Genomic DNA, 24,275 nt, shown 5'->3' with positions numbered 1-24,275 from the left:
ATCAATGCGCTGACGCTGGGTGATGCATGAGGAGGTGGCCGCAAAGAGGCGCAAAAAGAGAAGGTGTGGCGGTGGATTGTCGGTTTGAGAATCTTCCTCATCCTCGATGAATGAGTGAGTGATGGGCGAGATCGGGAGCGTGTGGGACTGCAAACTGAGAACTGAAAATGGGGCGGCGCGCGAGGGAGAGGCTCGCTGATTGAATGAGGTGTCGAGGGCGCTAGGAACCGCACACGGAGTGTGCGGACCACGCCGCGATGGTTGGGCACTAGGGCTTGGGCCAGGCGCTGCCTTTGAGCAGGCCGCGAGCGTCGAGGGCGCTGCGGTCGGTGCCTTTGAGGAGCTCCTTCATGAGGGTGACGGTGCCGGGGTGCACAAAGTACGCGCCGTGGATGGGGATGCCGTCGATGAGGGGGATGCTGTCGTACTGCGCAGGGAAGAAGGTGGAGCAGTCCACGTCCCACACATTGTCCACACGGCCGCTGACGCTGTCGGTAGGCGGGCGCACGGCCAGGCCGCTGCGGCCGAGGCGGCGGGTGCCAAAGTGCTTGAGCCCGGAGGAGGCGCCCAGCACGGTGTCGCGCCCGGTGTAGAGGGCTGTGATGCGGTAGGTAAGATTGGCGAGCGCGGCGCCGTCTGCGCTGTCCTGGCAGCCGGGCTCAAAGAGGTCGTTGTCCACATCGGCGGCCACCATGAGGATCTGGTTCACGAGGGAGACGGCGAGGGGCTGATTCTGCCGCTTCCAGCAGGCGCCCATGGCGCGGTGGAGGAGGAAATTGCCCATGCTGTGGGCGATGATGGAGATCTTGGCGCGGCAGGCGTCGGTGGGGTCGCTCTGGGCGTCCTTCTGCTTGACGAGCAGCCAGTCGTGCAGGCGGCTGAGGATGTCGGTAAAGTCGGCGGCGCAGGCCTGGGCGTGGTCGCGGTCCGGCAGGTAGCCGAGGATGCTGCCGAAGGAGGGCCAGTCAAAGGAGATGCAGAGGCCGAGACCATCTGGCCCGGCGTAGAGGTCGCGCGTGAGCTGCTGGTAGCGCTGGGCGGCGTCGGTAAAGCCGTTGTTGTAGCCGTGGATGAAGAAGCCGACGTGCTTCTGCTCTTGGTGCGCAGCCATCTGGCTGAGCAGAGGCATGGTCTCGGCCGGCTGGCCGCTCTGGGCGGTGAAGGCGTCTGCGGTGGCCTGGGAGACGAGGGGAAAGGCCAGCGCGGCCTGCTTGAGCTGCGCCTCAAAGGCGGCAGGGGTGACCTGGGTCCACTTGTCGATGGTGTCAGCCGCGTCGTCGTCGGTAGTCCAGTAGCTGACCTTGCCGATCTCGTGGGTGGGCTGTCCCTGCCGGAAGAGCCGGTTGCTTATCATCCAATATTTAGGCATAGGTTAAATACTTATTTAATCAGGCTTCTTATTTTAAGTATTATTTCTGCACGAATCGAAAGTAAACGCAAAAGATTCTGCGGCCGTCTTTTTGCATCTTCATTTATCTTATCCTGAAGTGCGCCGGGGATTTGGGCATGGCCGACATGACAGCCCTCGCGCCATGCCATCGGCGCATGTCCAGAAAAAAGCCCTCCCGCTTTGCAGCAGAAGGGCTTTCCAACCTAACTATCCAAAACGGATCAGGCTTTGATCATGCCGTGCGGGTCGATAACGTACTTGCGCGCCGCGCCCTTGTCGAAGTCCACGTAGCCCTTCGGTGCGCCCTTGAGGGAGATCACCTGCACGTTGGTCGCCTTGGCGATTTTGATCTTGTCGTGAAGGATGGCCATCATGAGGCGGCGGTGGTATTTCATGACCGGGCACTGGCCGGTAACGAAGGTGTGGCTCTTGGCCCAGCCGAGGCCGATGCGGATGGAAAGGCTGCCGACCTTCGCCGCTTCATCGACCGCGCCCGGATCACCCGTGACGTAGAGTCCGGGAATGCCGATGGCACCGCCTGCCTTGGTGAGTTCCATGACGCTGTTGAGCACCTGAGCAGGCACTTCCTTGCTGTGATTGTGTCCACAGCCACGGGCTTCAAAGCCGACGCAGTCCACCGAGCAGTCCACTTCCGGCACGCCGAGGATGTTTTCGATCTGATCCTGAACGGAGGCAGAGAGAGAAACGTCCACGGTTTCGCAGCCGAAGCGGCGCGCCTGGGCAAGGCGCTCCTTGTTCAAATCACCGACGATGACGACCGCAGCACCAAGGAGATGGCAGGAAGCAGCACAGGCGAGACCGACGGGGCCGGCGCCGGCGATGTAAACCGTCGCACCCGGGCCAACTCCGGCAGAGACGGCACCGTGATAGCCGGTGGGGAAGATGTCCGAAAGGAGGGTGAGGTCCTTGATCTTGGCCAGCGCCTGATCACGATCCGGGAACTTCAGGAGATTGAAGTCAGCGTAGGGCACCATGACGTACTCCGCCTGACCACCGACCCAGCCGCCCATGTCCACGTAGCCATAGGCTGCGCCGGGGCGGGCAGGATTCACATTCAAGCAGATGCCGGTCTTGCCTTCCTTGCAGTTGGCGCAGCGCCCGCAGGCGATGTTGAAGGGCACACTGACGATGTCGCCTTTCTTGATGAACTCCACGTCGCGGCCCGTCTCGATGACTTCGCCGGTGATTTCATGGCCGAGGATCAGCCCCTTCTGTGCGGTGGTACGACCGCGCACCATGTGCTGGTCTGAACCGCAGATGTTCGTACTGACGACTTTGAGGATGACCCCGTGATGGCATTTACGCTTTTGCTCGCGCAGCTCCAGTTTCGGGAAATCAATGCTTTGAACCTCTACCTTTCCGGTACCCATGTAGGCGACACCATGATTGCTTGGCATAATATTGTATGGTTGTGGTTGGTTGAATTAGGGGATTCCCGGTCATGCTATTCAAAACTGGCAGACCGCGTCAATCCTGGTGAGGGAAAAACATTTAATAGCAGCCAGGAATGAGCGGTGCAGGGGCCGGGAAAGGCTGACGCCGCCGGGTTGACTAAACGGATGGCGCTTCATGCTCTTTCGGTTGCCTGCCCGCAAGCAGTCCGCCACAATGCGCATGCATGAAAATTACATCACTCGCATTGTCCCTCCTGCTGCTTGCCACCACCGCCCTCCGGGCTCAGACACCGACGCCTGCCGTCAAACCAGCGGCTCCGGCGGTGGTCATGCCCCCGCAGCCACCAGATGTGCCTGCGGAAAAGTACGGCAAAGATGGCAAGATCAACCCCGGCTTCATCGCTTCGCATCAGAGGTTCGTGAGCATCGCCAAGCAAGGCAAGGCACAGCTCGTCTTCCTCGGTGACTCGATCACCGCCGGCTGGGCGGGCAATGGCAAGGAAGTCTGGGCAAAGGCCTTCACCCAATACACCCCCGCGAATTTCGGCATTGGTGGTGACCGCACGCAGCATGTGCTGTGGCGCATCCAGAACGGCGAACTTGAGATCATCAAGCCCAAGGCCGTGGTGCTCATGATCGGCACGAACAACTCCGGCTCGGATTCTGCCGAAGGCATCGCCAAGGGGGTCACCGTCATTGTCGAAACCATCCGCGCCAAGCAGCCGCAGGCAAAGATCCTCCTGCTCGCGGTTTTCCCACGTGGTGAAAAAGCCAGTCCGAATCCAGGCCGCGACAAACTGAAGCAGGTGAACGCCATCATCGCCAAACTCGACGACGGCAAGAATGTCTTCTTCCTCGACATCGGCGGTAAATTCATGCAGCCCGACGGCAGCCTCACCAAGGAGATCATGCCAGACTTCCTGCATCTTTCCCCTGCGGGCTATCAGATCTGGGCCGACGCCATCGGTCCAAAGCTCGCTGAGCTGATGAAATAATCTGGCGCACGCAAGTCCTGCGTGCATAGGAGGCCCATGCCCCAGCCCGTCATCCTTTCCGATATCGGCAAAGTCCTCATCGATTTCGACTTCAGCATCGCCGCCCGGCGGCTGGCGCAGCAGTGCGACCATCCGGCGGAGACGGTGCTGACGTTGTTCGATGACATCAAAGGACCGTATGAGGTGGGTGACATGGATGATGCAGAGTTTGTACGGCAGGGCATGGCGCTGACGGGGTTTCGTGGCACACCGGAGGAGTTTGCCGCCATCTGGTGCGAAATCTTTGCCCAGAACGAACCCATGCACGCGACGCTCTCCGCGCTGGCGGGAAAGCTGCCGATGCACCTGCTCTCCAACACCAACGAGCTGCACAAAACCTACTTCCTGCGCGAGTTTGCGATTTTCCAGCATTTCCAAGATGGGGTGTATTCACACACCGCCCGCTGCGCCAAGCCAGGAGAAGAGATCTTTCTCAAGACCGCCGCGCAGCTGAATCTTGACCCCGCACACACGTTTTACATCGACGATCTGGAGGCCAACATCGCCACAGCGAAGCGCCTGGGTTTTCGGACATTTCATTACAGCTTTGTGAAGCATCCGCAGTTTCAGGCGGAGCTGGACGAATGGCTGGCGGCTCAGGGCATTGGTTGACGGGCGCGAATACCTGTCATACCCAGTACGCGCTGCCGTTCGTATCACCTGTGTGGCATGAATGCATGCACGAATAATTCCATGAAATGCGACGTTTGCGAAAATGAGGCCACCGTGTTCCTCACCCAGATCATCAACGGTCAGATGACCACAGTGAATCTGTGTGAGACCTGTTCGAAGGCCAAAGGCGTGACCGAGGAGACCGGCTTTGGTCTTGCGGAAGCCTTTTTGAGCCCCTCCCACCGAACGGAGTCGGACACGATGGAAATCGTGTGCGACGCGTGCGGCTTCACGGCATCCCAGCTGAAGAAGATCGGTCGCATGGGCTGCCCAGAATGCTACACAGCCTTCCGTGATGGGTTGGACGGGCTGCTGCGCAACATGCACAAAGGCACCCGGCATGTGGGCAAGCGTCCGAGCCACCTCAGCGCCGTCGCCCCCCAGATACTCCCAAGGCAGCGAGCGACCGCTTTGAAAGACGCGCCTTCACCCGCACCGGCAGCGCCCCCCCCCTTGCCACCACCACCGGACATTGCCAAGCTCCGCGCCGAGCTGGATCTGGCCGTCAAGGAGGAGCGCTACGAAGATGCAGCCAAGTTGAAATCAGAGATCGAAAATCTTCAGCCCAAGGCCTCCAAATGAAGGATGTCTCAGGTGAAATGATCCTTCCGTATCTTTCAACGCGTATCTCTTTTGCACCGTCCAACTTCGTAATCTCATGATGCGTTTTGCCACCTTGATCAAAAACCCCGCCGACTGGATGAAAGGCGCGGGGCCTCACTCTGATGTGGTCATGACCTCACGCGTGCGTCTTGCACGCAATCTTCGTGGTTACCCCTTCCCCGGCTTCAGTCAGGAGCGCCAGCGCATCGAGCTGCTGGAGCGCGCACGCCCGGTGGTTGAAGAACTGCCCGAAATGCGGGACGGCTACAGCGAGGACTACACCGAGCTCAGCAAGATCCGCAAACAGGTGCTGGTGGAGCGCCACCTCGTCAGCCGTGAGCATGCGGCGCGTTCCTCCGGTTGCGCCGTGGTGGTGGACCGCAAGCAGAGCATCTCTATCATGATCAATGAGGAGGATCACTTCCGCATCCAGGGCATCCGGCCCGGGCTGAACCTGACCAGCGCCTATGAAGTGGTGGACCGTGTGGACACGGAGCTGGAAAGCCTGCTGCCTTATGCGTTTGACCCCAAGCTGGGCTATCTGACCGCCTGCCCAACCAATCTGGGCACCGGCATGCGCGCCTCCGTGATGCTGCATCTGCCGGCGCTGGTGCTGACCGAGCAGATCAACCCGGTGATCAAGGCCATTGGCAAGATCGGCCTGGCTGTGCGTGGCCTCTACGGCGAAGGCACCGAAGCTCTGGGCAACCTGTTCCAGATCTCCAACCAGCACACGCTGGGTGAGGCAGAGCCTGAAATCATCGCCCAGATCGAAAAGGTCATCGAAGGTGTCGTCCGCTCTGAAGTGACGGCCCGCGCCAAGCTCAAGGAGGACCACCAGACGATGCTGCAAGACCAGATCGGGCGTGCGTTCGCCATTCTGAGGTATGCGCACATCCTGACCTCCAAGGAGGCACTGAACCTGCTTTCCATGCTGCGTCTCGGAGCAGACCTTGATCTTGTCAGGAACTGCGACCGCAGCCTGATCGACATGCTTCTGCTTGAAATTCAACCTGCGCATTTGCAGCTCAATGCTGCGCGTGAATTGTCCCCTGAGGAGCGTGACAGCATGCGTGCTGATTTAACCCGCACGCGGTTGCAATCCATCGACGGCCCGGGTAGTTTTCCACCATCACAATCTAACAACGGAGGCACCACCTCCCCTAATCATGATGAATAATTTCACTCCACGCGCCCAACAGGTTCTGGCCCTTGCCCGCAAGGAAGCCGACCGTTTCAACCACAATTACGTCGGCACGGAGCATCTCCTGCTTGGCCTGATCAAACTCGGCCAGGGGGTCGCAGTCAACGTCTTGACCAAGCTCGGACTCGACCTCGAGACCGTGCGCATGCAGGTCGAGCAGCAGGTCGGCTCCGGCCCTGAGACCAAGATGGTGGGCAACATCCCCTACACCCCAAGGGTGAAGAAGGTGCTCGCCCTGGCCTCGAAGGAAGCGAAGGCGCTCAACCACAGCTACGTCGGCACGGAGCACATCCTCCTCGGCCTTCTCCGCGAAGGCGAAGGCGTGGCCGCCCAGGTACTGCGCAACCTCGATGTGAACCTCGACAAGGCGCGCAGCGAGATCCTCAAGGAGCTCGACCCCAATTTTTCCTCCCAGAATGAAGAGGAAGAGGAGGAAAGTGAACCCGTCAATCCCACCGGCAACACGCCTTCCGGCGACAAGAAGAAGAACGAGAAGACCCCGGCGCTCAAAGCCTTCGGTCGCGATCTCACGGAGCTCGCCATCAAGGGTGAAATGGACCCTGTCATCGGCCGCTCGGAAGAAATCGCCCGCGTCATCCAGATTCTCTGCCGCCGCACCAAGAACAATCCGGTGCTCATCGGTGAAGCCGGTGTCGGCAAGACTGCCATCGTTGAAGGGCTGGCCCAGGAAATTGCCGCCGGAAACGTTCCTGAAATCCTGCGCGACAAGAAGGTCATCACCCTCGACCTCGCATTGATGGTCGCCGGCACGAAGTATCGCGGCCAGTTTGAAGAGCGCATCAAGGCGGTGATGGATGAAATCCGCCGCAACAAGAACGTCATTCTCTTCATCGACGAACTGCACACCATCGTGGGTGCCGGCGGCGCTGAAGGTGCGATGGATGCCAGCAACATCATCAAGCCCGCGCTCAGCCGTGGTGAGCTGCAATGCGTCGGCGCCACCACGCTGAATGAATATCGCAAATACATCGAGAAGGACTCCGCGCTGGAACGCCGCTTCCAGAGCGTGAAGATCGAAGAGCCCTCCGTCGAGGACGCCATCCGCATTCTCTTCGGCCTGCGTGGCAAATACGAGCTGCATCACAAGGCGAAGTACAGCGAAGACGCACTGAAGGCCGCCGTGAATCTCAGCTCACGCTACCTGCCCTCCCGTTTCCTGCCTGACAAGGCCATCGACATCATGGACGAAGCCGGCTCCAAGGCCCGCATCGCCGCCATGACCCGTCCACCTGAACTCAAGGTAATCGAAGGTGAGATCGAAGAGATCCGCGTCGAGAAGGAAGGTTCCATCAAGGAGCAGGATTTCGAAAAGGCCGCCAGCCTCCGTGACCGTGAGAAGAACGCGAAGAAGCGTTTTGATGACGTGCTGGAAGCCTGGCGCACCAACAATCAGGAGCGCATCGTGGACGTCACCGAAGAGGACATCATGTCCGTCGTGTCCAAGTGGACCGGCGTTCCGCTGCAACGCATGGAACAGGCTGAAGCCGAGAAACTGCTCAAGATGGAAACCGAGCTCAAAGGCAAGGTCATCGGGCAGGACGAAGCCGTCATCGCCATCAGCAAGGCCCTGCGCCGCTCCCGCGCTGACCTCAAGGATCCACGCCGCCCGATCGGCTCCTTCCTCTTCCTCGGCCCGACCGGTGTCGGCAAGACCTTCCTCGCGAAGAACCTCGCCGAATTCATGTTTGGCACCGCCGAGGCGCTGATCCAGATCGACATGTCCGAGTACATGGAGAAACACACCGCCAGCCGTCTGATCGGTGCACCTCCGGGATACGTCGGTTATGAAGAAGGCGGCCAGCTTTCCGAAGCCGTCCGCCGCCGCCCTTACTCCGTGATCTTGTTCGACGAAGTCGAAAAAGCACATCCGGATGTCATGCATCTGCTGCTGCAGATTCTCGAAGAAGGCCAGGTCACCGACAACTTCGGCCGCAAGATCGACTTTAGGAACACCATCGTCATCCTCACCTCCAACATTGGTGCTGAAACCATCAAGCGTCAGACCAGCCTTGGCTTCATCGCCATGCAGCAGGACATCGCTGACAACGCCAGCATCAAGGGCAAGATCACCGATTCTGCGAAGAAGTTCTTCAAGCCTGAGTTCCTCAACCGCCTCGACGACATCGTCATCTTCCGCATGCTCGAGAAGGAGCAGCTCAACAAGATCGTCGATCTCGAAGTCAGCAAGGTGGTCACCCGCCTCAAGAAGAAGAACATCCACATCACGTTGGACGACAGCGCCCGCGAGTTCCTCATGAAGGAAGGTTTTGATCCGCAGTATGGTGCGCGTCCGATGCGCCGTGCCGTGGAGAAAAACATCGAAGATCCGCTGGCCGAGCATCTTCTGCGCGGTGACATCCGCGAAGGCGACATCGTCAAGGTCTCCCACGACGAAGAAACCAAGCGCCTCAAGTTTGCCGCCGACAAGCGCGAACCCACCATCACCGATATTCCAGCCGAGACGCCAGCCCCTTAACCGGGAGTGATCCGCCGGGCTCCGCCTGCCATGATCCGTGCCCTGACTCTCGTTGTCCTCCTTGCCAGCCTCGGCTGGTGGCTGGATCGCGAGCATCAGGCGGGGCGGTTTCAGCGCGTGGATGAGTTGTTTCTCGACTTTCTCGTGGCCAATGCGCGGGGTCGTTTTGTCATGACCAGCGAGCAGAAGCTCGCTGATTCGCCGGTGGTCTTTGTGAAAATGCGGGTGGCCGACAAGGCGGAGTACGCCGGCTGGCCCCCGCGTCCGCTCGACTGGCAGATGGTCCTGAAAAGCCTGCAGGCCTATGATCCAGCGGTGGTGGTGGTTCCAGAGACGCTTTTCTGGGGCAAACCCCCGCCGGAATTTGCCAGTGAAGCCGCCCGGGCGCTGCTGCCCATTCCGAGCACCGTCCTCGGAGTTGAGGCACAGCTTGCCACCAGCCCTGACAGACCGGCGTTTCTTGGCGGCCTCGAAGACTCCCTGCCTGTCTTCCAAAAAGTGGAGGGCGCCATCCAGTCCGTGCCTGCGCTAGGTGCATTGATCGCCGCCCCTGATGAACTGATGCGCGCGCAGGCGGAGCTCGGCATCGCCATCAGCCGCATGGAAAAGGAGACGGTGCTGCTGCCCTATGCATTGCAGGAAGGCGGCAGGCTCCGTCCCACCGTGCTGGCGCAGGCGCTGGCGCGTTTCACCAAGACTCCCTATGCCAGACACAGGCTGGCGCTGGCGACAGGATCGGGCGCTTATCTGGCCAATGGTGTTTTTGTCAACCTCACCCGCAATGGCGAATGGGTGTGCATGAACAAGCCCGTCGCCGAAGTGAATGCGCTCAATCTGATGACCTCAGAACTCGCCGAGGCGCTGTCTCCGCAGGACAAGCAGCACCTCTCCGGCGGCAAACTCGTGGTGATCGGCACGGATGACGATCAGACCGGGGGTCTGGCCCGCCTGCATGCCGTGGCTCTGGCCGAAATCCTGGCCATGCCGCGACTGCAGCTTCTGCCAGACTGGGCGCAATGGCTCGTCTGGGGCGTCGCCGGTCTGGCGGGAACCTTCCTGGTGCTGTTTGTGCCACGCAAGAAGACCCTTCTGCTGGGGGGCCTGTGCATCTTCGTTGCTCTGGTGATCTGCTTCCAGGCCTTCCAATCCAGCCTCATCTGGTGCCCGCCCACGATTCCCGCCGCTTTGCTCGCTGTTTCTGCGGTGTTTGCCCGTGTCGCAGGGCGCAGGAAGGCCTGAAGGATGAAGTTACTCCTTGTGGAACACTGGCAAGCCCCTAGTGTCGGCCTCCCCCTCCCTCAAAAAAATATCGCATGCGTTTTCGCAACCTGACCCGCCGGCGTGAGATCGGCGCCAATTCCTACCTCCTCGAAGCCGGGGACCACCGCGTCGTGCTGGACGCCGGCATGCACCCGAAACGTGCGGGCCATGAAGCCCTGCCGGATTTCAGCGTGGTGCCGCACAAATCCGCCAACGCGGTGATCATCACGCATGCGCATCATGACCACATCGGCTCCATGCCGGTGCTGCAGCGCAAGCAGCCGAACACCCCGGTGCTGATGACCGAAATCACCGGCGAACTGGCGTCTGCGATGCTGCACAACTCCGTCAACGTGATGACGAAGCAGCGCGAGGAGGAAAACATCCCGGAATACCCGCTCTTCACCCACCGTGAACTGGATGACATCCGCGCCCAGTGGATCTACCGCGACATTGACCGCCCGTTTGAGATTCCAGACACCAATCTGGAGGCCACGATGTTCGATGCCGGCCACATTCTCGGCTCCACGGGTGTCCTGGTGCGTGAAGGCAGCAACACTCTCTTCTACACAGGCGACGTGAATTTCGAGGCGCAGACGATCTGCCGCGCCGCCGACTTCCCCACCAGCGGCATTGATGTGATGATCGCCGAGACAACCCGCGGCGATTATGCACGCCCGGAAGGCTTTTCTCGCAAAGGCGAAAAAGAACGCCTCGCCAGCGTGATCCGCGAAACTCACGAAGCCGGTGGTGCCGTCATGATCCCCGTCTTTGCCCTCGGCAAAACGCAGGAGGTCATGCTCATGCTGCATGAACTGCACCAGGAAGGCCTCATCCCTGAGATGCCGCTCTACATCGGCGGCCTGAGCACCAAGATCACCGTGCTCTACGATCACTACGCCTCCCGCAGCCGCCGCAGCTATCCCGGCTTCCGCCTGCTGGACGACATGAAGATGCTGGTGCCGCGCAAGAGCAAGAAGCGCCAGGAGATCGTCTCCAGCCCGCGTTCGCTGTACGCGCTCTCCAGCGGCATGATGACGGAGCACACCGTTTCCAACACCTTTGCGCAGAAGTTCCTCGACAACCCGCGCAACACCGTCTGCTTCGTCGGCTACACCGATCCCGAATCCCCCGGCTACAAGATCCGCAATGCCAAGCCCGGCACGATGATCAAACTCTCCAAGGACATGCCTGCCGTGGCGTTGAACGCCCGCATCGAGAGCTTTGACCTCAGCGCCCATGCTTCACGTGAGCAGATCGCCGAATACATCGAGAAGGTGAAGCCCAAGAAGCTTCTGCTCGTCCACGGTGAGGAGCCCGCACAGATGTGGTTCACCCGCCGCTTCACTGAGACCATCCCCGGGACGGAAATCATCCGCCCCGAACCGCATCAGCCGATCGATCTCTGGTAACTTCCGGCCATGCCGCGCCTCATCGCCATCGTCGCCATGTCGAGCAACCGCGTCATCGGACGCGAGGGCAGGCTGCCGTGGCATTTCCCGGAGGATTTGAAGTTTTTCAAACGAACGACGCTCGGCCACCCCATCCTCATGGGACGGGCGACGTTTGATTCCATCGGCAGGCCGCTGCCGGGACGCCAGAACATCGTGCTGAGCCACACCATGGCCCCGCGAGAGGGGGTGACCGTCATTCGCAGCGCCGCCGAACTGCCGCAGGTGTGTGGTGAAGCCGAGACCGTCTTTGTCATCGGTGGTGCACGCGTGTTCGAAGAGCTTTTACCCCAGTGTGACGGGCTTTATCTCACCTGGATCGCCGCTCCCTACGAGGGCGATGTCCTCCTGCCACCCTTCGAGCATCTCTTCCAACTCAAGGAAGTCGTGGGTCAGTCAGAGGGCTTGGAATTTCGCTACTACGAAAGACTGGCGGACGTGAAGTAAATCAGCCGCCACCAAAGCGGTTCTGACATCCTCCTTACAACTCATTTACGAGCGCCTGACGCATCGTTTTCGATATGTGGGAGTCTACCATCAGACAACGAGCCGAAAGCGGTTCAGTCAAAACTTTCAAATAGTGGTTCCTTCTGGCTGTTGGACTCTATCAAGCGACGGGGCAGATCTGGTGATCCGCCCCGTTTGCTTTTTCCGCAGGGGCGCGGCCACCTGCTTTCAGCCATCACGGTAGGTTTCTGATACTGAAACGCTTGATTTCCCTGCTCATGTCCCGAAGGTGCAGTAATCGCCGCCAACCTTAGACGATGAAATTTGCCATTTTCGGAGACATCCACGCCAACCTTGAAGCCCTGCAGACCGTTCTGTGGGACGCTCAGGAGCAGGGTTGTTCCAATCACGTCTGCCTCGGCGACATCGTCGGCTATGCGGCCAACCCGGTGGAATGCCTGCAGGCGGTGCGGGATCTGGGCTGCCCGGTGGTGCGTGGCAATCACGATGAAGGGGCCGCCTGTGAAAGCTCCCTCGAAGAATTGAACCCGCTGGCCCAGAACGCCCTGCTGTGGACACGTGAACAGCTCAGCGAAGAGCAGCGTCAGTGGCTGCGGGATCTGAAGCTGGTGCGCCAGGTGCGCGATTTCACCATCGTCCATGCCACGCTCGATTCTCCCGGCAACTGGGGTTACGTGACCAATCGCTTTGATGCGATGGCCAGCTTCAGCTACCAGTTCACCCAGGTGTGCTTTTACGGCCACACCCATGTGCCGCGCATCTTTGAAAAAGACGACGCCGTGCGTGCCGCCCGTGGCACCGATGTGCAGTTGCAACGCGGCGTGAAATATTTCGTCAATGTCGGCAGCGTCGGCCAGCCGCGCGATGGCGACTGGCGCGCTGCGTATGCCATCTATGACGTGCAGGCGCAGACGATCTCGATCCGCCGGCTGGAATACGACATCGAAACTGCGCAGGGTAAAATCCGCGCCGCCGGCCTGCCCTCTCTGCTGGCCGACCGTCTTGCCTTGGGCAAATGAGCGCCGCTACGCGCCAGCTTCCCAGCCTGCGCGATTTCCGCTCCGCGCTCATCGTCAAACCCAGTTCATTGGGTGACATCGTCCACACGCTGCCTGCCGTGAAGGCGCTGCGGGATGCGCATCCGCATCTGAAAATCCGCTGGCTCGCCAACACCGAATGGATGCCGATCCTGCAGGGCAGCCCGCTGATCGATGAAGTGATTCCTTTCCCGCGCAAAACTTTTCGCGGTCTGGCCGGTCTGGCGCGCTTCTGGAACTGGCGGCGCACCTGGATGACGCTGCCGCGTGAGGAGCCCGAAATCGTGCTCGATTTTCAGGGACTGCTGCGCAGTGGAGTGGTCAGCAGCTGGCGTGGAGCACAAACCGTCATCGGACTTTCGGACGCCCGTGAAGGCTCCCTCTTCTTTTACAATCACACCGTTCCAGTGAATGCTGGAGCGCATGCGGTGGATCGCTATCTCGAACTGCCGCGTGCCCTGGGCATCCGCATCGAGCCGGAAGCCATTGCCTTTGAACTCACTCCCGGCACGGCTCCCGCTGGTTGGCAGAACTCGCTGCAGGGTTTCATCGCCGTGCATCCTTGGTCACGGGGCGAGGGCAAATCTCTCTCCCATTCCTCTTTGCAGGCGCTGTGCGATGCCCTGGCTCCGCATCCGGTCGTCCTCGTCGGCATGACTTCGGACCCGACCCGGCCCAGAGGCACCCACATTCATGACTGGAGCCAGCGCACCTCCCTGCCGGAGCTGATCTGGGTCATGCGGCAGGCGAAGTTTTGCATCAGCGTGGACAGCGGACCGATGCATATCGCTGCAGCGGTCAATCCGCAGACGCTCGGCATCCACACCTGGAGCGATCCGCGCAAAGTCGGCCCGTATCCGCCCGCCGCACACGTCTGGAAAGGCGGACGCATCGCGACGCGCAGCGAATTCAGCGCCGAGGAATGCCTGCGCGATGCCAGCGTGAGCGATGAAGCAGCACGCGGCATCGGCGAATGGGTGTGCCAGAGACTGGCCTGAGATGCTGCCGCTTACTTCTTGGCAGCGGCGTCCTTGACCATCTTCACATACTTGGCGGGATCCGCCTTGAAGTCCTTGAGGCAGGACTTGCAGCAAAGATACACGTCCGTGCCATCGTGGCTGACTTTGACCGGCTTGCCCATTTCACCGCCAAAAGCCTCACCGGAGACGGCGCAGGTTTTGAGCGGGTAGGAGGCAGGGATGCCTTCTGGAGCGGCATGCAGGAGACTGACGCTGCTAAGAGCGGTGACGAGGAGGAGGCCGAAGATGACTTTCATGGTGATGTGGTACGGATGGATTAACGGGAAAGTTTGGCCATATATTTAGCCTGATTGGCTTCAAACTTTTTCACGCAGGGTTTGCAGCAGAATTTGATCTCCTGGCCGTTGTAAACCTTCGTAACAGGATCGCCCATGGAGCCGAGTGTATTGCCGCTGACGAGGCAGGTCTTGAGCGGGTAGGGCTTGGTTCCAAAAGGTGCAGGCACTGCATCTGGCCTACCAGGACATGAGCTACGCAGAGATCGCCGCCGCTGTGGGCTGCAGCTCGAAAGCGGTGGAAACACGCATCTATCGCGCGCGCCAGATTTTACGAGCCGCACTCGGCGGCTCGCAGGGGGGACTGACTCTGCCTTGTCATGAAGGGGGAACTGCCCACTCACACGTGCAACACCTGCGGAGTCCTCTGCATCATTGCTCGACCCACTAAGATGGAACGTGGCATCCACACGAGCGGCGTCTGTGATCCAGACGCCGCTTTGGCTTTATCGAGCGTGCGGCACTTTGAACCCAAACCAGACCACGGCGCACAAGGCGAGTGCACCACCGGCACCAAAGGCAACGAGAGGACCGTACACCGTCCACAGCCAGCCCATGAGAAGGCTGGCCGGCAAGGCACCAATGCCTGTGATGAAATTAAAGCTGCCGAATGCGCGGCCACGCTGGGCGTCCGGATAAAAATCAGCCACGAGCGCTCGCTCCGTTGATTCCGTCATGCCATAGAACAGGCCATAGGCGACAAACAAAGCCCAGATGTGCCAGGGTTGATTCGCGAGGCCGAAGCCCACATACACCAGCGCATACACACACCAGCCACCGATGATGAGACCACGGCGGCCGATTCGGTCACTCAACACGCCTGCAGGATAGCTGCTCAAAGACTTTACCAAACTGAGCGCCAACCACAGCAGAGGCAGACTGCTGATCGGAATGCCCACCGCCTGCGCACGCAGCATCAGGAAAGCATCGCTCGAATTTCCCAGCGTGAACAGCAGCACCGCACCGAGGTAGTTTTTAAAGGCAGGCGTGAGGGTGAAGGGAACGCGGGCTTTGTCTTCAACAGGTGTGACAGGCTGCACCTGGTCCCGTGCGCCAAAGATCAGGCAACCCATGGCGCCCAGCATGGGGAGCACGGCGATCCAGAACAGCACCCGGTAATCACTTGTGAACCATTGCAGCATGATCCACGCAATGAGGGGGCCGAACACCGCGCCAGCATTGTCCATGGCACGCTGCACGCCAAAAGCTGCGCCACGCTGCTCCGCCGGCACCGAAGCCACCAGCAAGGCATCGCGCGGTGAGGTGCGGATGCCTTTGCCGATGCGATCAATGAAACGTGCGCCCAGCACTTGTCCTCCTGTTGCAGCAATGGCAATCAAAGGCCGCGTAAGAGCGCTGAGGCCATACCCCGCGATCATGAGCGGCTTGCGCTTTCGAACCCGGTCCGACCACCAGCCGCTGGCGATCTTCAGCAGGCTCGCCGTGGACTCTGCGACACCTTCGACCAATCCAACAAACGCCATGCTGGCACCCAGCACCGTCGTGAGAAAAACCGGCAGCAGCGGGTAAACCATCTCGGTGGAGACATCGGTGAAAAAGCTCACCCATCCCAGTGCCCAAACGGTGGCAGGCAACCTGTACCGGGGTGGCGGGTTCATTGGCATGCGCGATGATGCCACCGCTGCAGCAGACCTCAAGAATTCGTGGCGACGAAACTCCAACCATCGAGATCTAATCATCCTTTACGAAGCTCATCACGTCTTCGTGATTCGGGAATCCATTGAAGACCAGGTGCGCCCTGCAGGCGCAGCAGACGTGCTAGAGGTCATGCAAGCGTCCCGCGCCTTCATGAGAGTTTTTTCATCTTGCAGGCAAAATCATAGATCGGCATTTCATTGGACCCTCGCCAGCCTGACATACCGCCTGCTTCCGCGCTCTTTTTCACTTCTCCAACCATGACTCCCAGCCCACAACCCACAGTCATGCCCAGACGACTGACGCCACGGTCGATCATCGCCCGGGGTGCCCTGCTGATCACCGCTATTTTTCTGCTGATTGCGCTGCTCATCCGTGCAGCGCTGTTGATTCAAGGGCGGCATGACATTGCGTGGAATCTTTCTCTGCTCGGCTCGTTCGGCTTTGGCTTTTGGTATGATCTGCTGGCCGCCGGCTATGCGGTGGTGCCATGGTTTTTGCTCACCCTGCTGCTGCCACCCGCGCTGTGGCGCAGCAGGGCAGCCCCCTGGGTGGTGTCTTTCCTCCTGCTGCCGTACGCCGTGGTGTTCGTTTTCATCGGCGTGGCGGAGTGGTTCTTCTGGGATGAGTTTCAGGTGCGGTTCAATTTCATCGCGGTGGATTACCTCGTCTTCACCCAGGAGGTGATCGACAACATCCAGCAGTCCTACCCGATGCCGCTGATCTACGCCGGACTCGCACTGGCGGGCTCTGCCGTGGTCTGGATGACGTGGCGGGTGGGCGCGGTGCGCTGGGTATGCGCGGGAGACAGCGCGTGGAAGCTGCGCATCCTGCCCGTGCTCGGCATCGCCCTCGTGGTGGTGGGCGCCTCCTGTTTATTCTCGCAGTCGCAGCTCCCGCGTTTCAGCAATGAGTTCAATCGTGAACTGGCCAAGGACGGCCCCTATGCTTTCTGTGCCGCGTTCTGGGAGAGCGAGATCGACTACGAGCGCTTCTACCTCAAGCAGGATACGGACAAGGCGCTCGTCCGAGCGAAGGAACTGCTCACTCTCTCCGACACTCCTCCTGCAAGCCCTGATCCACGCGACTTGCGCCGTGTCATCAAGCACGAAGGACCTGAGAAACGGCACAACATTGTCTTTGTCTCCGTAGAAAGCCTGAGCGCCGCCTTCATGAGCCACTTCAAGGTGAACTTCAAGATGCGGTCATACCTCACACCGAATCTCGACCGGCTCGCAGATGAAGGGATCCTCTTCACCAATCTTTATGCCACCGGCACACGCACCGTGCGAGGCCTGGAGGCACTGACGCTCAGCGTACCGCCCACGCCGGGCCAGTCGATCGTCTGGCGGCCGATGAACACGAACCTCTTCACCTCCGGCTCCGTCTGCCGCAGCCGTGGTTACGACGTCAGCTACCTCTACGGTGGAGACGCGATGTTTGACAACATGCGCACCTACTTTTCCCGCAACAACTACCGGGTGATTGATCGCGGCACGAAACCCAAAAGTGAGATCACCTTCCAAAACGCCTGGGGTGTGGCGGACGAGGATCTGTTCCGCTGGGCCCTGCAGGAGGCGGACACGAACCATGCGGCGAACAAACCATTCTTCATGCACGTCATGACGGTGTCCAACCACCGCCCCTTTACCTTTCCCGAAAACCGCATCGACATGCCGCAGGGCTCCCGTGATGCCGCCGTCAAATACACCGACTGGTGCATCGGCGACTTCCTGGAAAAGGCGAAATCAAAGCCATGGTTCGCCAACACGATCTTTGTCATTGTGGCGGATCACTGCCACGGCAGCGCAGGCAAGGTGGAGCTGGACGTGACCAAGTACCACATCCCCTGCATCATCTGGAATCCGCAGCTCATTCAGCCCCGCTCTTACGACCGCCTGTGCAGCCAGATCGACATGGTTCCAACTCTCTTTGGAATGATGAACTGGAGCTACACCACCCGAAACTTTGGCCAAGACGTTTTTTCTCCCGGCTACACACCCGACAAGGAGCGCATCTATGTTTCTAACTACCAAAAGATCGCCTACATCACCCAGGGAGACTTTGCCATGCTCAAGCCGAAGCAGGAGTCCACGCTTGGCAGGGTCGATCTCAAAGCAGGCACGATCACGCCTGACAAATCAGGGACATTGCAGTCGCGGCTGGATGACACCATCTCGCTCTACCAGTCCGCCTCATGGCTCTTCCGCAATGGGCACCTGGGCGCTGAGACGGACAAGCCGTGATTTACTTTCCCATTCTCAATGGCCCACCGCTGCGCACCTTCGTGAGTATGCCGCCGTGGATCGTAACACCACCGTTCACAATCACATGATCAAATCCTTCCGCGTAGTGATGCGGATCGCTGAAGGTGGAAGGATCGGTGATTTTATCAGGATCAAAGATCACGATGTCTGCATGGGCACCTGCTTTGATCATGCCACGATCTTTGAGATGAAAAGTCTGCGCTGGGAGTGATGTCATGCGGCGCACCGCTTCGGGCAGCGTGAGCAGTTTCAGCTCGCGCACATAGCGGCCCAGCACACGCGCGTTGTTGCCATAGCTGCGAGGGTGCGGCACGTCTTCGCCGAGGCGGCGCGGACCGCCATCACTCGCGATCATGGTGAGCGGGTGCTGCATGAAGGTCTGCAAGTCGTCCTCATTCATGCCGTGAAAGATGGCGCTGGCACCGCCCTGAGTTTCAATCTCGAGGATCACTTCGATTTGATCTCCCAGCGAGTCTGATCCTCGCTGTATCTTCGCGGCTTCAGGAATGGTTTTGCCATTGAGCGTCGGGTCGGCCTTGCAGCGGGCGATCACTGCATAGCCGTAATCTTTGCGCCCCTGGCGGGCACGCATCTCGGCCATGCCGGCAATGATGGAGGCTTTCTTCTGCGGATCAGAAATTCGTGCGACGAAGTCTGCAGGCTCGCCTTCCAGGGCGCTGTCTGGCAGAGTCTGGCGCAGGCCGGTGCTGGAGGCCGTGTAGGCATACTGATCGTGCGTGATCTGCAATCCGTCCGCACGTGCCTTGTCGAGCACTGCGAGCACTTCATGGGCTTTGCCCCATGCTGTTGGACCTGAGAGTTTGATGTGTGAGACTTCAGCGCGAATTTTGGCTTCCTTGGCAATGCGGATGATCTCATCCAGCGCCTCAAAAATGCGCACGGTTTCATACCGCATGTGGCTGACATAGATGCCGTCATAGGCGGACGCGACTTTTGCCAGCGCGATGAGTTCCGCTGTCTTCGCAAACGAGCCGGGCACATAAATGAGCCCCGTGCTCAATCCGACCGCGCCGTCCTTCATCGCCTGATCGACGAGTTCTTTCATCGTGGCGAGCTGGTCCTCATTCGGCGCACGGATGAAGCTGCCCCCCATGCCCTGCTCACGTACCGAGCCGTGACCAATCAGCGTGGCCACATTGAGGGCGACTTTGGATTCCTCGATCTCGTGAAAAAACTTCGCCACATCGGTGCGTGAATGGCCGCAGTTGCCGGTGATGATGGTCGTGACTCCCATGCGCAGAAAATTTTCTGCCGCAGGGATGAGGCAGATGTCTTCGGAGTGAGTGTGGACATCAATGAAGCCCGGCGCGGCCACTTTACCGCCGGCATCGATGACTGCGTCGGCTGAGCCTTTGACCTGACCGACCGCCACGATGCGCCCGGCCTTCACCGCAATGCAGCCATGCGCCAGCGGTCCGCCGCTGCCATCCGCAATCTGGGCGTTTGTGATGAGGAGATCAAAATCCGCCGCCAGGGCGGAACCCGTGAGCAGGAAGGCTAAAATGAGGCCGGAATTCATGGTGACGAGGGAAAGACGTGGCTGCTGGCACGGACATTGCCAGGATTCCTTTTGCCAATCCGGCCTCCGCATTCCATATCTGCCACACCATGCTCGACCTCACGAACAAGAAAATCGCCCTCCTCATGGGCGGCCCCGGCTCCGAACGCAAAGTTTCGCTGAAAACCGCTGAAAGCGTGGCCGAGGCGCTGCGCAGCAAGGGTGCCATTGTCGTCGAAGTGGATGTCACCGGCCCGGATTTCGAAGTGCCCGGGGATGTCTTCATCGCCATGAACCTGATCCACGGCACCTTTGGCGAGGACGGCCAGATTCAGCTCATCCTGGAGCAACGCGGCCTCCGCTACACAGGCGCGGGCATAGCGAGCAGTTGCATCGCCTTCGACAAGCTGCTGAGCAAACAATGCTTCATAGACGCTGGTGTGCCGACACCACGCTCGCAGACCTATCCTCTGGATGGCAGCCAGCCGCTGGCGATCTCCCTGCCCCTAGTCGTCAAGCCACCGCGTGAAGGCTCCAGCGTGGGCGTGCACATCTGCCATACGCAGGCAGAATTTGACGCTGCGATTGAAGACGCCAAGAAGTTTGGCAGTGCCACGCTGATCGAAGACTACGTGGCCGGCAAGGAGCTGACCGTCGGCATTCTCGGCGATCAGGTGCTGCCGATCATTCACATCGAACCCGTCGAGGGCTTCTACGACATCAACAACAAGTACCCGTGGATGGGCGGCACTGGCAAAACAAACTACAACTGCCCTGCCGATCTCAGCCCCGAGGTGACAAAGGCCGTGCAGGACGCCGCGCTGAAAGCCTTCCGCGCCTGCGGCACCGAAGTCTATGGCCGCGTGGATGTCATGCTGCGTGACAGCGACCAGGCCCCCTTCGTGCTCGAAGTGAACACCATCCCCGGCATGACGAGCAGCAGCCTGCTGCCCAAAGCCGCGAAGGCCGTGGGCATTGAGTTCCCAGATCTGTGCGCGAAGATCATCGAACTGTCGATTGCGGCCAGACCCTGAGTTGTTCAGGCCCGGGAGGGCTTGCGCAGCCACAGATCACTGCAAAACAGCAGCACACCGAGCCAGATCAGGCCAAACGAGACCAGTGATCCCGTGCTGACCGGCTCGTGATACACAAAGGCCCCCACCATGAACTGGCCGGTGGGCGCGAGGAACTGCAGCACGCCGAGCAAGGCGAATGGCAGCTGCCGAGCACCATGCGCGAACCCCAGCAGCGGAATCGTGGTGATGATGCCGAGACCGACAATGAGCAGCAGATCATGCGCTGAAGCCGTGCCCCAGATGGGCATGCCGCTCTGCTGCGTCCAGATCAAATAGAGCACCGCCACAGGGATGCCGACCACGGTTTCCACCGCCAGCCCCGGCAGTGAACCCAGCGGCGAGCGGCGCCGTGCAAGGCCGTAGAGCGCAAAGCTCCCAGCCAGCAGCAGGCCAATCCACGGAAATCTCCCCAGCAGGACAAGTTGCGTCAAAACTCCAACTGCAGCGGAGGCGATGCTGAATTTTTGCAGTCGCGACAACCGCTCGCCCAGCAACCGGCTGCCGATGAGCACATTCAGCAGCGGGTTGATGAAGTAGCCGAGGCTGCAGTCGATGATGCGGCCATGCTGCGCCGCCCAGACAAAGACACCCCAGTTGATGGCCAGCAAAAAGGCGGACCACGCATGAGCTTTGAGCAAGCGCGTGTCCCGCATGGAGCGCAGAAAACCGGCCCACTCGCCACGCAGCATCAGCAGGGGCAGCACGGTGGCCAGCGTCCAGACCACACGCTGCGCCAGTGCCACTCCACTGCCGAGGTGACCAATCTGTTTCCAATACACCGGCAGCACGCCCCACAGGCCAAAGGCGATCACCGCACTCAGCACGGCATTGGCGGATGATTTTTCAGGATTCATGCAGCTGAGTTTTGCGAGTGTAGAGAATAAGGAGCGCCGCCACAATGCCGAGCACGGCATTCATCACCCACAGCACGGTGGGGTGATGATCATAGAGCGGCATGCCCAAGGCGGAACTGGCAGTATTGCCCGCGCACCACGCCAGACTGAGAAAGCCGACGTAACGCCCACGCATGTCCTCCGGTGACAGACTGGCTGAATAAGCCTGCTGCCGCGAAAACGCCGACATCTCCCCCATCGTAAACACCACCATCATCAGCACAAAAGCAGTGAGCGAGCCGCTGATCAGGAAGGTGAGGAAACTCGCGCCCATCAAGATGTATCCGAGCGCAAGCACCTGCTTCACCGGCCACAGGCGCAGCCCAGCCGCCAGCGGCACCTCAAAGAGGCAGATCATCACGCCATTCAATGCCAGCACGAGACCGCACCAATGCAGCGGCAGACCATTGCGCTCAAAGTGCAGCGGAAAGGTGGTGTTCGTCTGCCGGAAGATCCACGCCGTGCAAATACAGGCGCCGAACAAGGCCAGGAAGGCGTGATTGGCACGGATCGACTGCCATGCATGGCTCCACCCCGCATGCTCACGGGCCGTGCGTCTGCCGCGCGGTAAAAACAGCCACGCGACGATGCCAAAGAACGCCGAGGACGCGGCGTCCACCACGAACAGCCAGAAGAACGAATACTCCGCCAGGAAGCCTGCCGTCGCGGGTCCCAGCGACCATGCCAGGTTCACGGCAAACCGTTGTACCGCATAGGCGATGACGCGGTGCTCTGGTGGCACAATGTCCTGCACCAGCGCCGCACTGGCCGGACTCCCCGCCTCATTGATGGCCCCCGTGATGAACGCCAGAGCAGCGAGCGCCCGCCAGTCCACCGCCTGCGACATGGCGATCATGCAGACTGCGCCCGCAAGCGCTGAGACAGCCATGGTGACATTCCGCCCAAGACGGTCCGCCATCCAGCCGCCGATCCAGGCGGCAATGAAGCCCCCCAACGAATACGCAGCCACGGCGTAACCGGCCTGCGTGGCCGTGTTGCCATTCCGCGTGATGAAGAGCGCCAGGAACGGCACGACGAAAACGCCGAACCGGTTCACGAACGTCGCGCCTACGAGAACCCAGAAGGGTCTGGGCAAGAGGTGCAGTTGAGATAAAAGAGACATGGTTGGAAAGAGAAAAGGAGATTCATGGAAAGTTGGGAGATGAGCGAGTACGCAAAACGGGCCGGCTCAGGTGAGCCGGCCCGTCGAAGGCTTTGAAGGTTACTGTGTTCGTTTGGATTACAGGCCTTTGCTCACAATGTATTTCACGAGGTCCACGACTCGGTTGGAGTAACCCCATTCGTTGTCGTACCAGCTCACCAGCTTGAAGAACTTGCTGTTCAGCTCAAGGCCGGAACCGGCGTCAAAGATGGAGCTGTGCTGGTCATGCATGAAGTCGGTGCTCACCACTTCGTCGGAGGTCCAGTTCAGGATGCCCTTGAGGTAGGTTTCGCTGGCCTTCTTCATGGCGGCGGAGATTTCCTTGTAGCTGGTTTCCTTCTCCGTCTTCACGGTCAGGTCCACCGCGGAAACCGTCGGCGTTGGCACGCGGAAGGACATGCCGGTGAGTTTGCCCTTCACTTCTGGAATGGCGAGGCCCACAGCCTTGGCGGCGCCGGTGCCGGAAGGAATGATATTGATGGCGGCGCTGCGGCCACCTTTCCAATCCTTGGCGCTTGGGCCGTCCACCGTCTTCTGCGTGGCGGTGTAGCTGTGGATGGTGGTCATGAGGCCTTCAGCGACGCCGAATCCTTCTTTCAGAAGGACGTGAACGACGGGAGCCAGGCAGTTCGTCGTGCAGCTTGCGTTGGAAACGACGTGGTGCTTGGCGGCATCATACTTCTCATGGTTCACACCCATGACGATGGTGATGTCTTCATCCTTGCCAGGGGCAGAAATGATGACTTTCTTGGCACCGGCGTCGATGTGGCCCTGGGCCTTGCTGCGCTCGGTGAAGAGACCGGTGGACTCGATGACGATGTCCACGCCAAGCTCTTTCCATGGGAGTGCCGAAGGACCTGCGCGCACGGCGAGGCATTTGATCTCATGACCATCGACCACCAGAATGTCGTCTGCAGCCACGTCTGGGCTGGACTTCTTGGAGGAAACGTTCTCACGGGCCTTGCCCTGAGTGGAGTCGTACTTGACGAGGTAGGCCAGATTGTCAGCAGGCACGAGGTCGTTCACGGCGACGACGTCGATTTCCTTGCCCAGGAGGCCCTGGTCACAGATTGCGCGAAACACGAGGCGGCCGATGCGCCCGAAACCATTGATGCCGATTTTGACCATGTTATTTGAGGTAGTTTGGATTTTTGAGGGAAGCAGGTTTACCGCCGGGGGGGGTGGGTGTCAACCGCCGAGGCAGCAGGATTCGGGCCGGATTGGGCTTCCCATAGGCCGCCAGCCTGCCTTATCCTGCCCCCCCCATGAGCAGGCCCGTTCATCCGCATCAAGTCACGCGAGATCAACCCTGACCATCAGGAGGTCGGCATTGTGCTCAAGCCAGGCTCAGGCAGC

23 protein-coding genes are annotated in these 24,275 nt (G+C 60.0%); 14 read left to right on the top strand and 9 right to left on the bottom strand.

Going from position 1 to position 24,275, the window contains the following annotated elements:
* Nucleotides 1–268: 268 nt before the first annotated feature.
* A complete protein-coding gene (locus ACILSL_RS01020) occupies nucleotides 269–1,354 on the bottom strand; it encodes an alpha/beta hydrolase (RefSeq protein WP_395730128.1) in 1,086 nt (361 codons plus the stop codon).
* A 257-nt stretch (nucleotides 1,355–1,611) separates the two neighbouring features.
* A complete protein-coding gene (fdhA, locus tag ACILSL_RS01015) occupies nucleotides 1,612–2,808 on the bottom strand; it encodes a formaldehyde dehydrogenase, glutathione-independent (RefSeq protein ID WP_395730127.1) in 1,197 nt (398 codons plus the stop codon).
* Between the two features lie 221 nt (nucleotides 2,809–3,029).
* Here fdhA and ACILSL_RS01010 point away from each other — a divergent pair, with 221 nt between their 5' ends.
* From ACILSL_RS01010 to ACILSL_RS00965, 10 genes are all read left to right on the top strand, one after another.
* The gene (locus ACILSL_RS01010) at nucleotides 3,030–3,800 is read left to right on the top strand and encodes a platelet-activating factor acetylhydrolase IB subunit (protein WP_395730126.1); all 771 of its coding nucleotides are present in this window, start codon (nucleotides 3,030–3,032) and stop codon (nucleotides 3,798–3,800) included.
* A 36-nt stretch (nucleotides 3,801–3,836) separates the two neighbouring features.
* Entirely contained in the window at nucleotides 3,837–4,451 is a 615-nt protein-coding gene (locus ACILSL_RS01005; protein WP_395730125.1) for an HAD-IA family hydrolase, read from the top strand.
* Between the two features lie 81 nt (nucleotides 4,452–4,532).
* Nucleotides 4,533–5,093: a UvrB/UvrC motif-containing protein gene (locus ACILSL_RS01000; protein ID WP_395730124.1), complete on the top strand. Its 561-nt coding sequence runs from the start codon at nucleotides 4,533–4,535 to the stop codon at nucleotides 5,091–5,093.
* Between the two features lie 76 nt (nucleotides 5,094–5,169).
* The gene (locus tag ACILSL_RS00995; RefSeq protein WP_395730123.1) at nucleotides 5,170–6,294 is read left to right on the top strand and encodes a protein arginine kinase; all 1,125 of its coding nucleotides are present in this window, start codon (nucleotides 5,170–5,172) and stop codon (nucleotides 6,292–6,294) included.
* Nucleotides 6,284–8,815, top strand: coding sequence for an ATP-dependent Clp protease ATP-binding subunit (locus ACILSL_RS00990; RefSeq protein WP_395730122.1), 2,532 nt, complete (start codon nucleotides 6,284–6,286; stop codon nucleotides 8,813–8,815). Before ACILSL_RS00995 ends, ACILSL_RS00990 begins: the two co-directional genes overlap by 11 nt.
* A gap of 30 nt (nucleotides 8,816–8,845) precedes the next feature.
* Entirely contained in the window at nucleotides 8,846–10,054 is a 1,209-nt protein-coding gene (locus ACILSL_RS00985; RefSeq protein WP_395730121.1) for a hypothetical protein, read from the top strand.
* Between the two features lie 74 nt (nucleotides 10,055–10,128).
* Nucleotides 10,129–11,487 (top strand): MBL fold metallo-hydrolase, encoded by a 1,359-nt coding sequence (locus ACILSL_RS00980; RefSeq protein ID WP_395730120.1) that lies wholly within the window; start codon nucleotides 10,129–10,131, stop codon nucleotides 11,485–11,487.
* 9 nt (nucleotides 11,488–11,496) lie between these two features.
* Complete coding sequence (locus ACILSL_RS00975; RefSeq protein ID WP_395730119.1) at nucleotides 11,497–11,973, top strand: dihydrofolate reductase; 477 nt, start codon at nucleotides 11,497–11,499, stop codon at nucleotides 11,971–11,973.
* Nucleotides 11,974–12,290: 317 nt separating this feature from the next.
* Nucleotides 12,291–13,013 (top strand): metallophosphoesterase family protein, encoded by a 723-nt coding sequence (locus ACILSL_RS00970; RefSeq protein WP_395730118.1) that lies wholly within the window; start codon nucleotides 12,291–12,293, stop codon nucleotides 13,011–13,013.
* Nucleotides 13,010–14,029: a glycosyltransferase family 9 protein gene (locus tag ACILSL_RS00965; protein ID WP_395730117.1), complete on the top strand. Its 1,020-nt coding sequence runs from the start codon at nucleotides 13,010–13,012 to the stop codon at nucleotides 14,027–14,029. Before ACILSL_RS00970 ends, ACILSL_RS00965 begins: the two co-directional genes overlap by 4 nt.
* Before the next feature lie 11 nt (nucleotides 14,030–14,040).
* On the opposite strand, the gene ACILSL_RS00960 is transcribed toward ACILSL_RS00965, so the two are convergent.
* Together ACILSL_RS00960 and ACILSL_RS00955 are read right to left on the bottom strand one after the other, a co-directional pair.
* Nucleotides 14,041–14,307, bottom strand: a complete 267-nt coding sequence (locus ACILSL_RS00960) for a hypothetical protein (protein ID WP_395730116.1) — start codon at nucleotides 14,305–14,307, stop codon at nucleotides 14,041–14,043.
* A 20-nt stretch (nucleotides 14,308–14,327) separates the two neighbouring features.
* Entirely contained in the window at nucleotides 14,328–14,516 is a 189-nt protein-coding gene (locus ACILSL_RS00955) for a hypothetical protein (protein ID WP_395730115.1), read from the bottom strand.
* Nucleotides 14,517–14,536: 20 nt separating this feature from the next.
* Here ACILSL_RS00955 and ACILSL_RS00950 point away from each other — a divergent pair, with 20 nt between their 5' ends.
* Complete coding sequence (locus ACILSL_RS00950) at nucleotides 14,537–14,737, top strand: RNA polymerase sigma factor (RefSeq protein ID WP_395730114.1); 201 nt, start codon at nucleotides 14,537–14,539, stop codon at nucleotides 14,735–14,737.
* Nucleotides 14,738–14,792: 55 nt separating this feature from the next.
* Here the strand turns inward: ACILSL_RS00950 and ACILSL_RS00945 are convergent, their stop codons facing one another.
* Nucleotides 14,793–15,911, bottom strand: a complete 1,119-nt coding sequence (locus ACILSL_RS00945) for an MFS transporter (protein ID WP_395730113.1) — start codon at nucleotides 15,909–15,911, stop codon at nucleotides 14,793–14,795.
* Between ACILSL_RS00945 and ACILSL_RS00940 the strand changes: the two genes are divergently transcribed.
* Entirely contained in the window at nucleotides 15,898–16,266 is a 369-nt protein-coding gene (locus ACILSL_RS00940) for a hypothetical protein (RefSeq protein WP_395730112.1), read from the top strand. The two genes, ACILSL_RS00945 and ACILSL_RS00940, sit on opposite strands and share 14 nt — an antisense overlap.
* Nucleotides 16,263–18,248: an LTA synthase family protein gene (locus tag ACILSL_RS00935; protein ID WP_395730111.1), complete on the top strand. Its 1,986-nt coding sequence runs from the start codon at nucleotides 16,263–16,265 to the stop codon at nucleotides 18,246–18,248. Before ACILSL_RS00940 ends, ACILSL_RS00935 begins: the two co-directional genes overlap by 4 nt.
* A 1-nt stretch (nucleotide 18,249) precedes the next feature.
* On the opposite strand, the gene ACILSL_RS00930 is transcribed toward ACILSL_RS00935, so the two are convergent.
* Nucleotides 18,250–19,809, bottom strand: coding sequence for an amidohydrolase family protein (locus tag ACILSL_RS00930; RefSeq protein ID WP_395730110.1), 1,560 nt, complete (start codon nucleotides 19,807–19,809; stop codon nucleotides 18,250–18,252).
* Between the two features lie 89 nt (nucleotides 19,810–19,898).
* On the opposite strand from ACILSL_RS00930, the gene ACILSL_RS00925 reads away from it, so the two are divergent.
* Nucleotides 19,899–20,822: a D-alanine--D-alanine ligase gene (locus ACILSL_RS00925; RefSeq protein ID WP_395730109.1), complete on the top strand. Its 924-nt coding sequence runs from the start codon at nucleotides 19,899–19,901 to the stop codon at nucleotides 20,820–20,822.
* Between the two features lie 5 nt (nucleotides 20,823–20,827).
* On the opposite strand, the gene rarD is transcribed toward ACILSL_RS00925, so the two are convergent.
* From rarD to gap, 3 genes are all read right to left on the bottom strand, one after another.
* Nucleotides 20,828–21,718 (bottom strand): EamA family transporter RarD, encoded by an 891-nt coding sequence (gene rarD / locus ACILSL_RS00920; protein WP_395730108.1) that lies wholly within the window; start codon nucleotides 21,716–21,718, stop codon nucleotides 20,828–20,830.
* Nucleotides 21,708–22,880 carry an MDR family MFS transporter gene (locus ACILSL_RS00915; RefSeq protein WP_395730107.1) on the bottom strand — a complete coding sequence of 391 codons (1,173 nt, stop codon included), beginning with the start codon at nucleotides 22,878–22,880 and terminating at the stop codon, nucleotides 21,708–21,710. The genes rarD and ACILSL_RS00915 overlap by 11 nt, the downstream gene beginning before the upstream one ends.
* A 117-nt stretch (nucleotides 22,881–22,997) precedes the next feature.
* Nucleotides 22,998–24,047 carry a type I glyceraldehyde-3-phosphate dehydrogenase gene (gene gap, locus ACILSL_RS00910; RefSeq protein ID WP_395730106.1) on the bottom strand — a complete coding sequence of 350 codons (1,050 nt, stop codon included), beginning with the start codon at nucleotides 24,045–24,047 and terminating at the stop codon, nucleotides 22,998–23,000.
* Between the last annotated feature and the right edge of the window lie 228 nt (nucleotides 24,048–24,275).

It is taken from the genome of Prosthecobacter sp., assembly GCF_044222345.1.
Taxonomy (GTDB): Bacteria; Verrucomicrobiota; Verrucomicrobiia; order Verrucomicrobiales; family Verrucomicrobiaceae; genus Prosthecobacter.
This window is presented reverse-complemented; position numbering and strand designations above follow the sequence as displayed.

Bases quoted from the DNA above. Each gene is read 5' to 3' on its own strand.
- ACILSL_RS00930 (WP_395730110.1), bottom strand. From the start codon at position 19,809: ATGAATTCCGGCCTCATTTTAGCCTTCCTGCTCACGGGTTCCGCCCTG.
- rarD (WP_395730108.1), bottom strand. From the start codon at position 21,718: ATGAATCCTGAAAAATCATCCGCCAATGCCGTGCTGAGTGCGGTGATC.
- gap (WP_395730106.1), bottom strand. From the start codon at position 24,047: ATGGTCAAAATCGGCATCAATGGTTTCGGGCGCATCGGCCGCCTCGTG.
- ACILSL_RS01010 (WP_395730126.1), top strand. From the start codon at position 3,030: ATGAAAATTACATCACTCGCATTGTCCCTCCTGCTGCTTGCCACCACC.
- ACILSL_RS00980 (WP_395730120.1), top strand. From the start codon at position 10,129: ATGCGTTTTCGCAACCTGACCCGCCGGCGTGAGATCGGCGCCAATTCC.
- ACILSL_RS01005 (WP_395730125.1), top strand. From the start codon at position 3,837: ATGCCCCAGCCCGTCATCCTTTCCGATATCGGCAAAGTCCTCATCGAT.
- ACILSL_RS00990 (WP_395730122.1), top strand. From the start codon at position 6,284: ATGATGAATAATTTCACTCCACGCGCCCAACAGGTTCTGGCCCTTGCC.
- ACILSL_RS00970 (WP_395730118.1), top strand. From the start codon at position 12,291: ATGAAATTTGCCATTTTCGGAGACATCCACGCCAACCTTGAAGCCCTG.
- ACILSL_RS01020 (WP_395730128.1), bottom strand. From the start codon at position 1,354: ATGATAAGCAACCGGCTCTTCCGGCAGGGACAGCCCACCCACGAGATC.
- ACILSL_RS00960 (WP_395730116.1), bottom strand. From the start codon at position 14,307: ATGAAAGTCATCTTCGGCCTCCTCCTCGTCACCGCTCTTAGCAGCGTC.
- ACILSL_RS00925 (WP_395730109.1), top strand. From the start codon at position 19,899: ATGCTCGACCTCACGAACAAGAAAATCGCCCTCCTCATGGGCGGCCCC.
- ACILSL_RS00915 (WP_395730107.1), bottom strand. From the start codon at position 22,880: ATGTCTCTTTTATCTCAACTGCACCTCTTGCCCAGACCCTTCTGGGTT.
- ACILSL_RS01000 (WP_395730124.1), top strand. From the start codon at position 4,533: ATGAAATGCGACGTTTGCGAAAATGAGGCCACCGTGTTCCTCACCCAG.
- ACILSL_RS00975 (WP_395730119.1), top strand. From the start codon at position 11,497: ATGCCGCGCCTCATCGCCATCGTCGCCATGTCGAGCAACCGCGTCATC.
- ACILSL_RS00950 (WP_395730114.1), top strand. From the start codon at position 14,537: ATGAGCTACGCAGAGATCGCCGCCGCTGTGGGCTGCAGCTCGAAAGCG.
- ACILSL_RS00965 (WP_395730117.1), top strand. From the start codon at position 13,010: ATGAGCGCCGCTACGCGCCAGCTTCCCAGCCTGCGCGATTTCCGCTCC.
- ACILSL_RS00985 (WP_395730121.1), top strand. From the start codon at position 8,846: ATGATCCGTGCCCTGACTCTCGTTGTCCTCCTTGCCAGCCTCGGCTGG.
- ACILSL_RS00935 (WP_395730111.1), top strand. From the start codon at position 16,263: ATGACTCCCAGCCCACAACCCACAGTCATGCCCAGACGACTGACGCCA.
- ACILSL_RS00995 (WP_395730123.1), top strand. From the start codon at position 5,170: ATGATGCGTTTTGCCACCTTGATCAAAAACCCCGCCGACTGGATGAAA.
- fdhA (WP_395730127.1), bottom strand. From the start codon at position 2,808: ATGCCAAGCAATCATGGTGTCGCCTACATGGGTACCGGAAAGGTAGAG.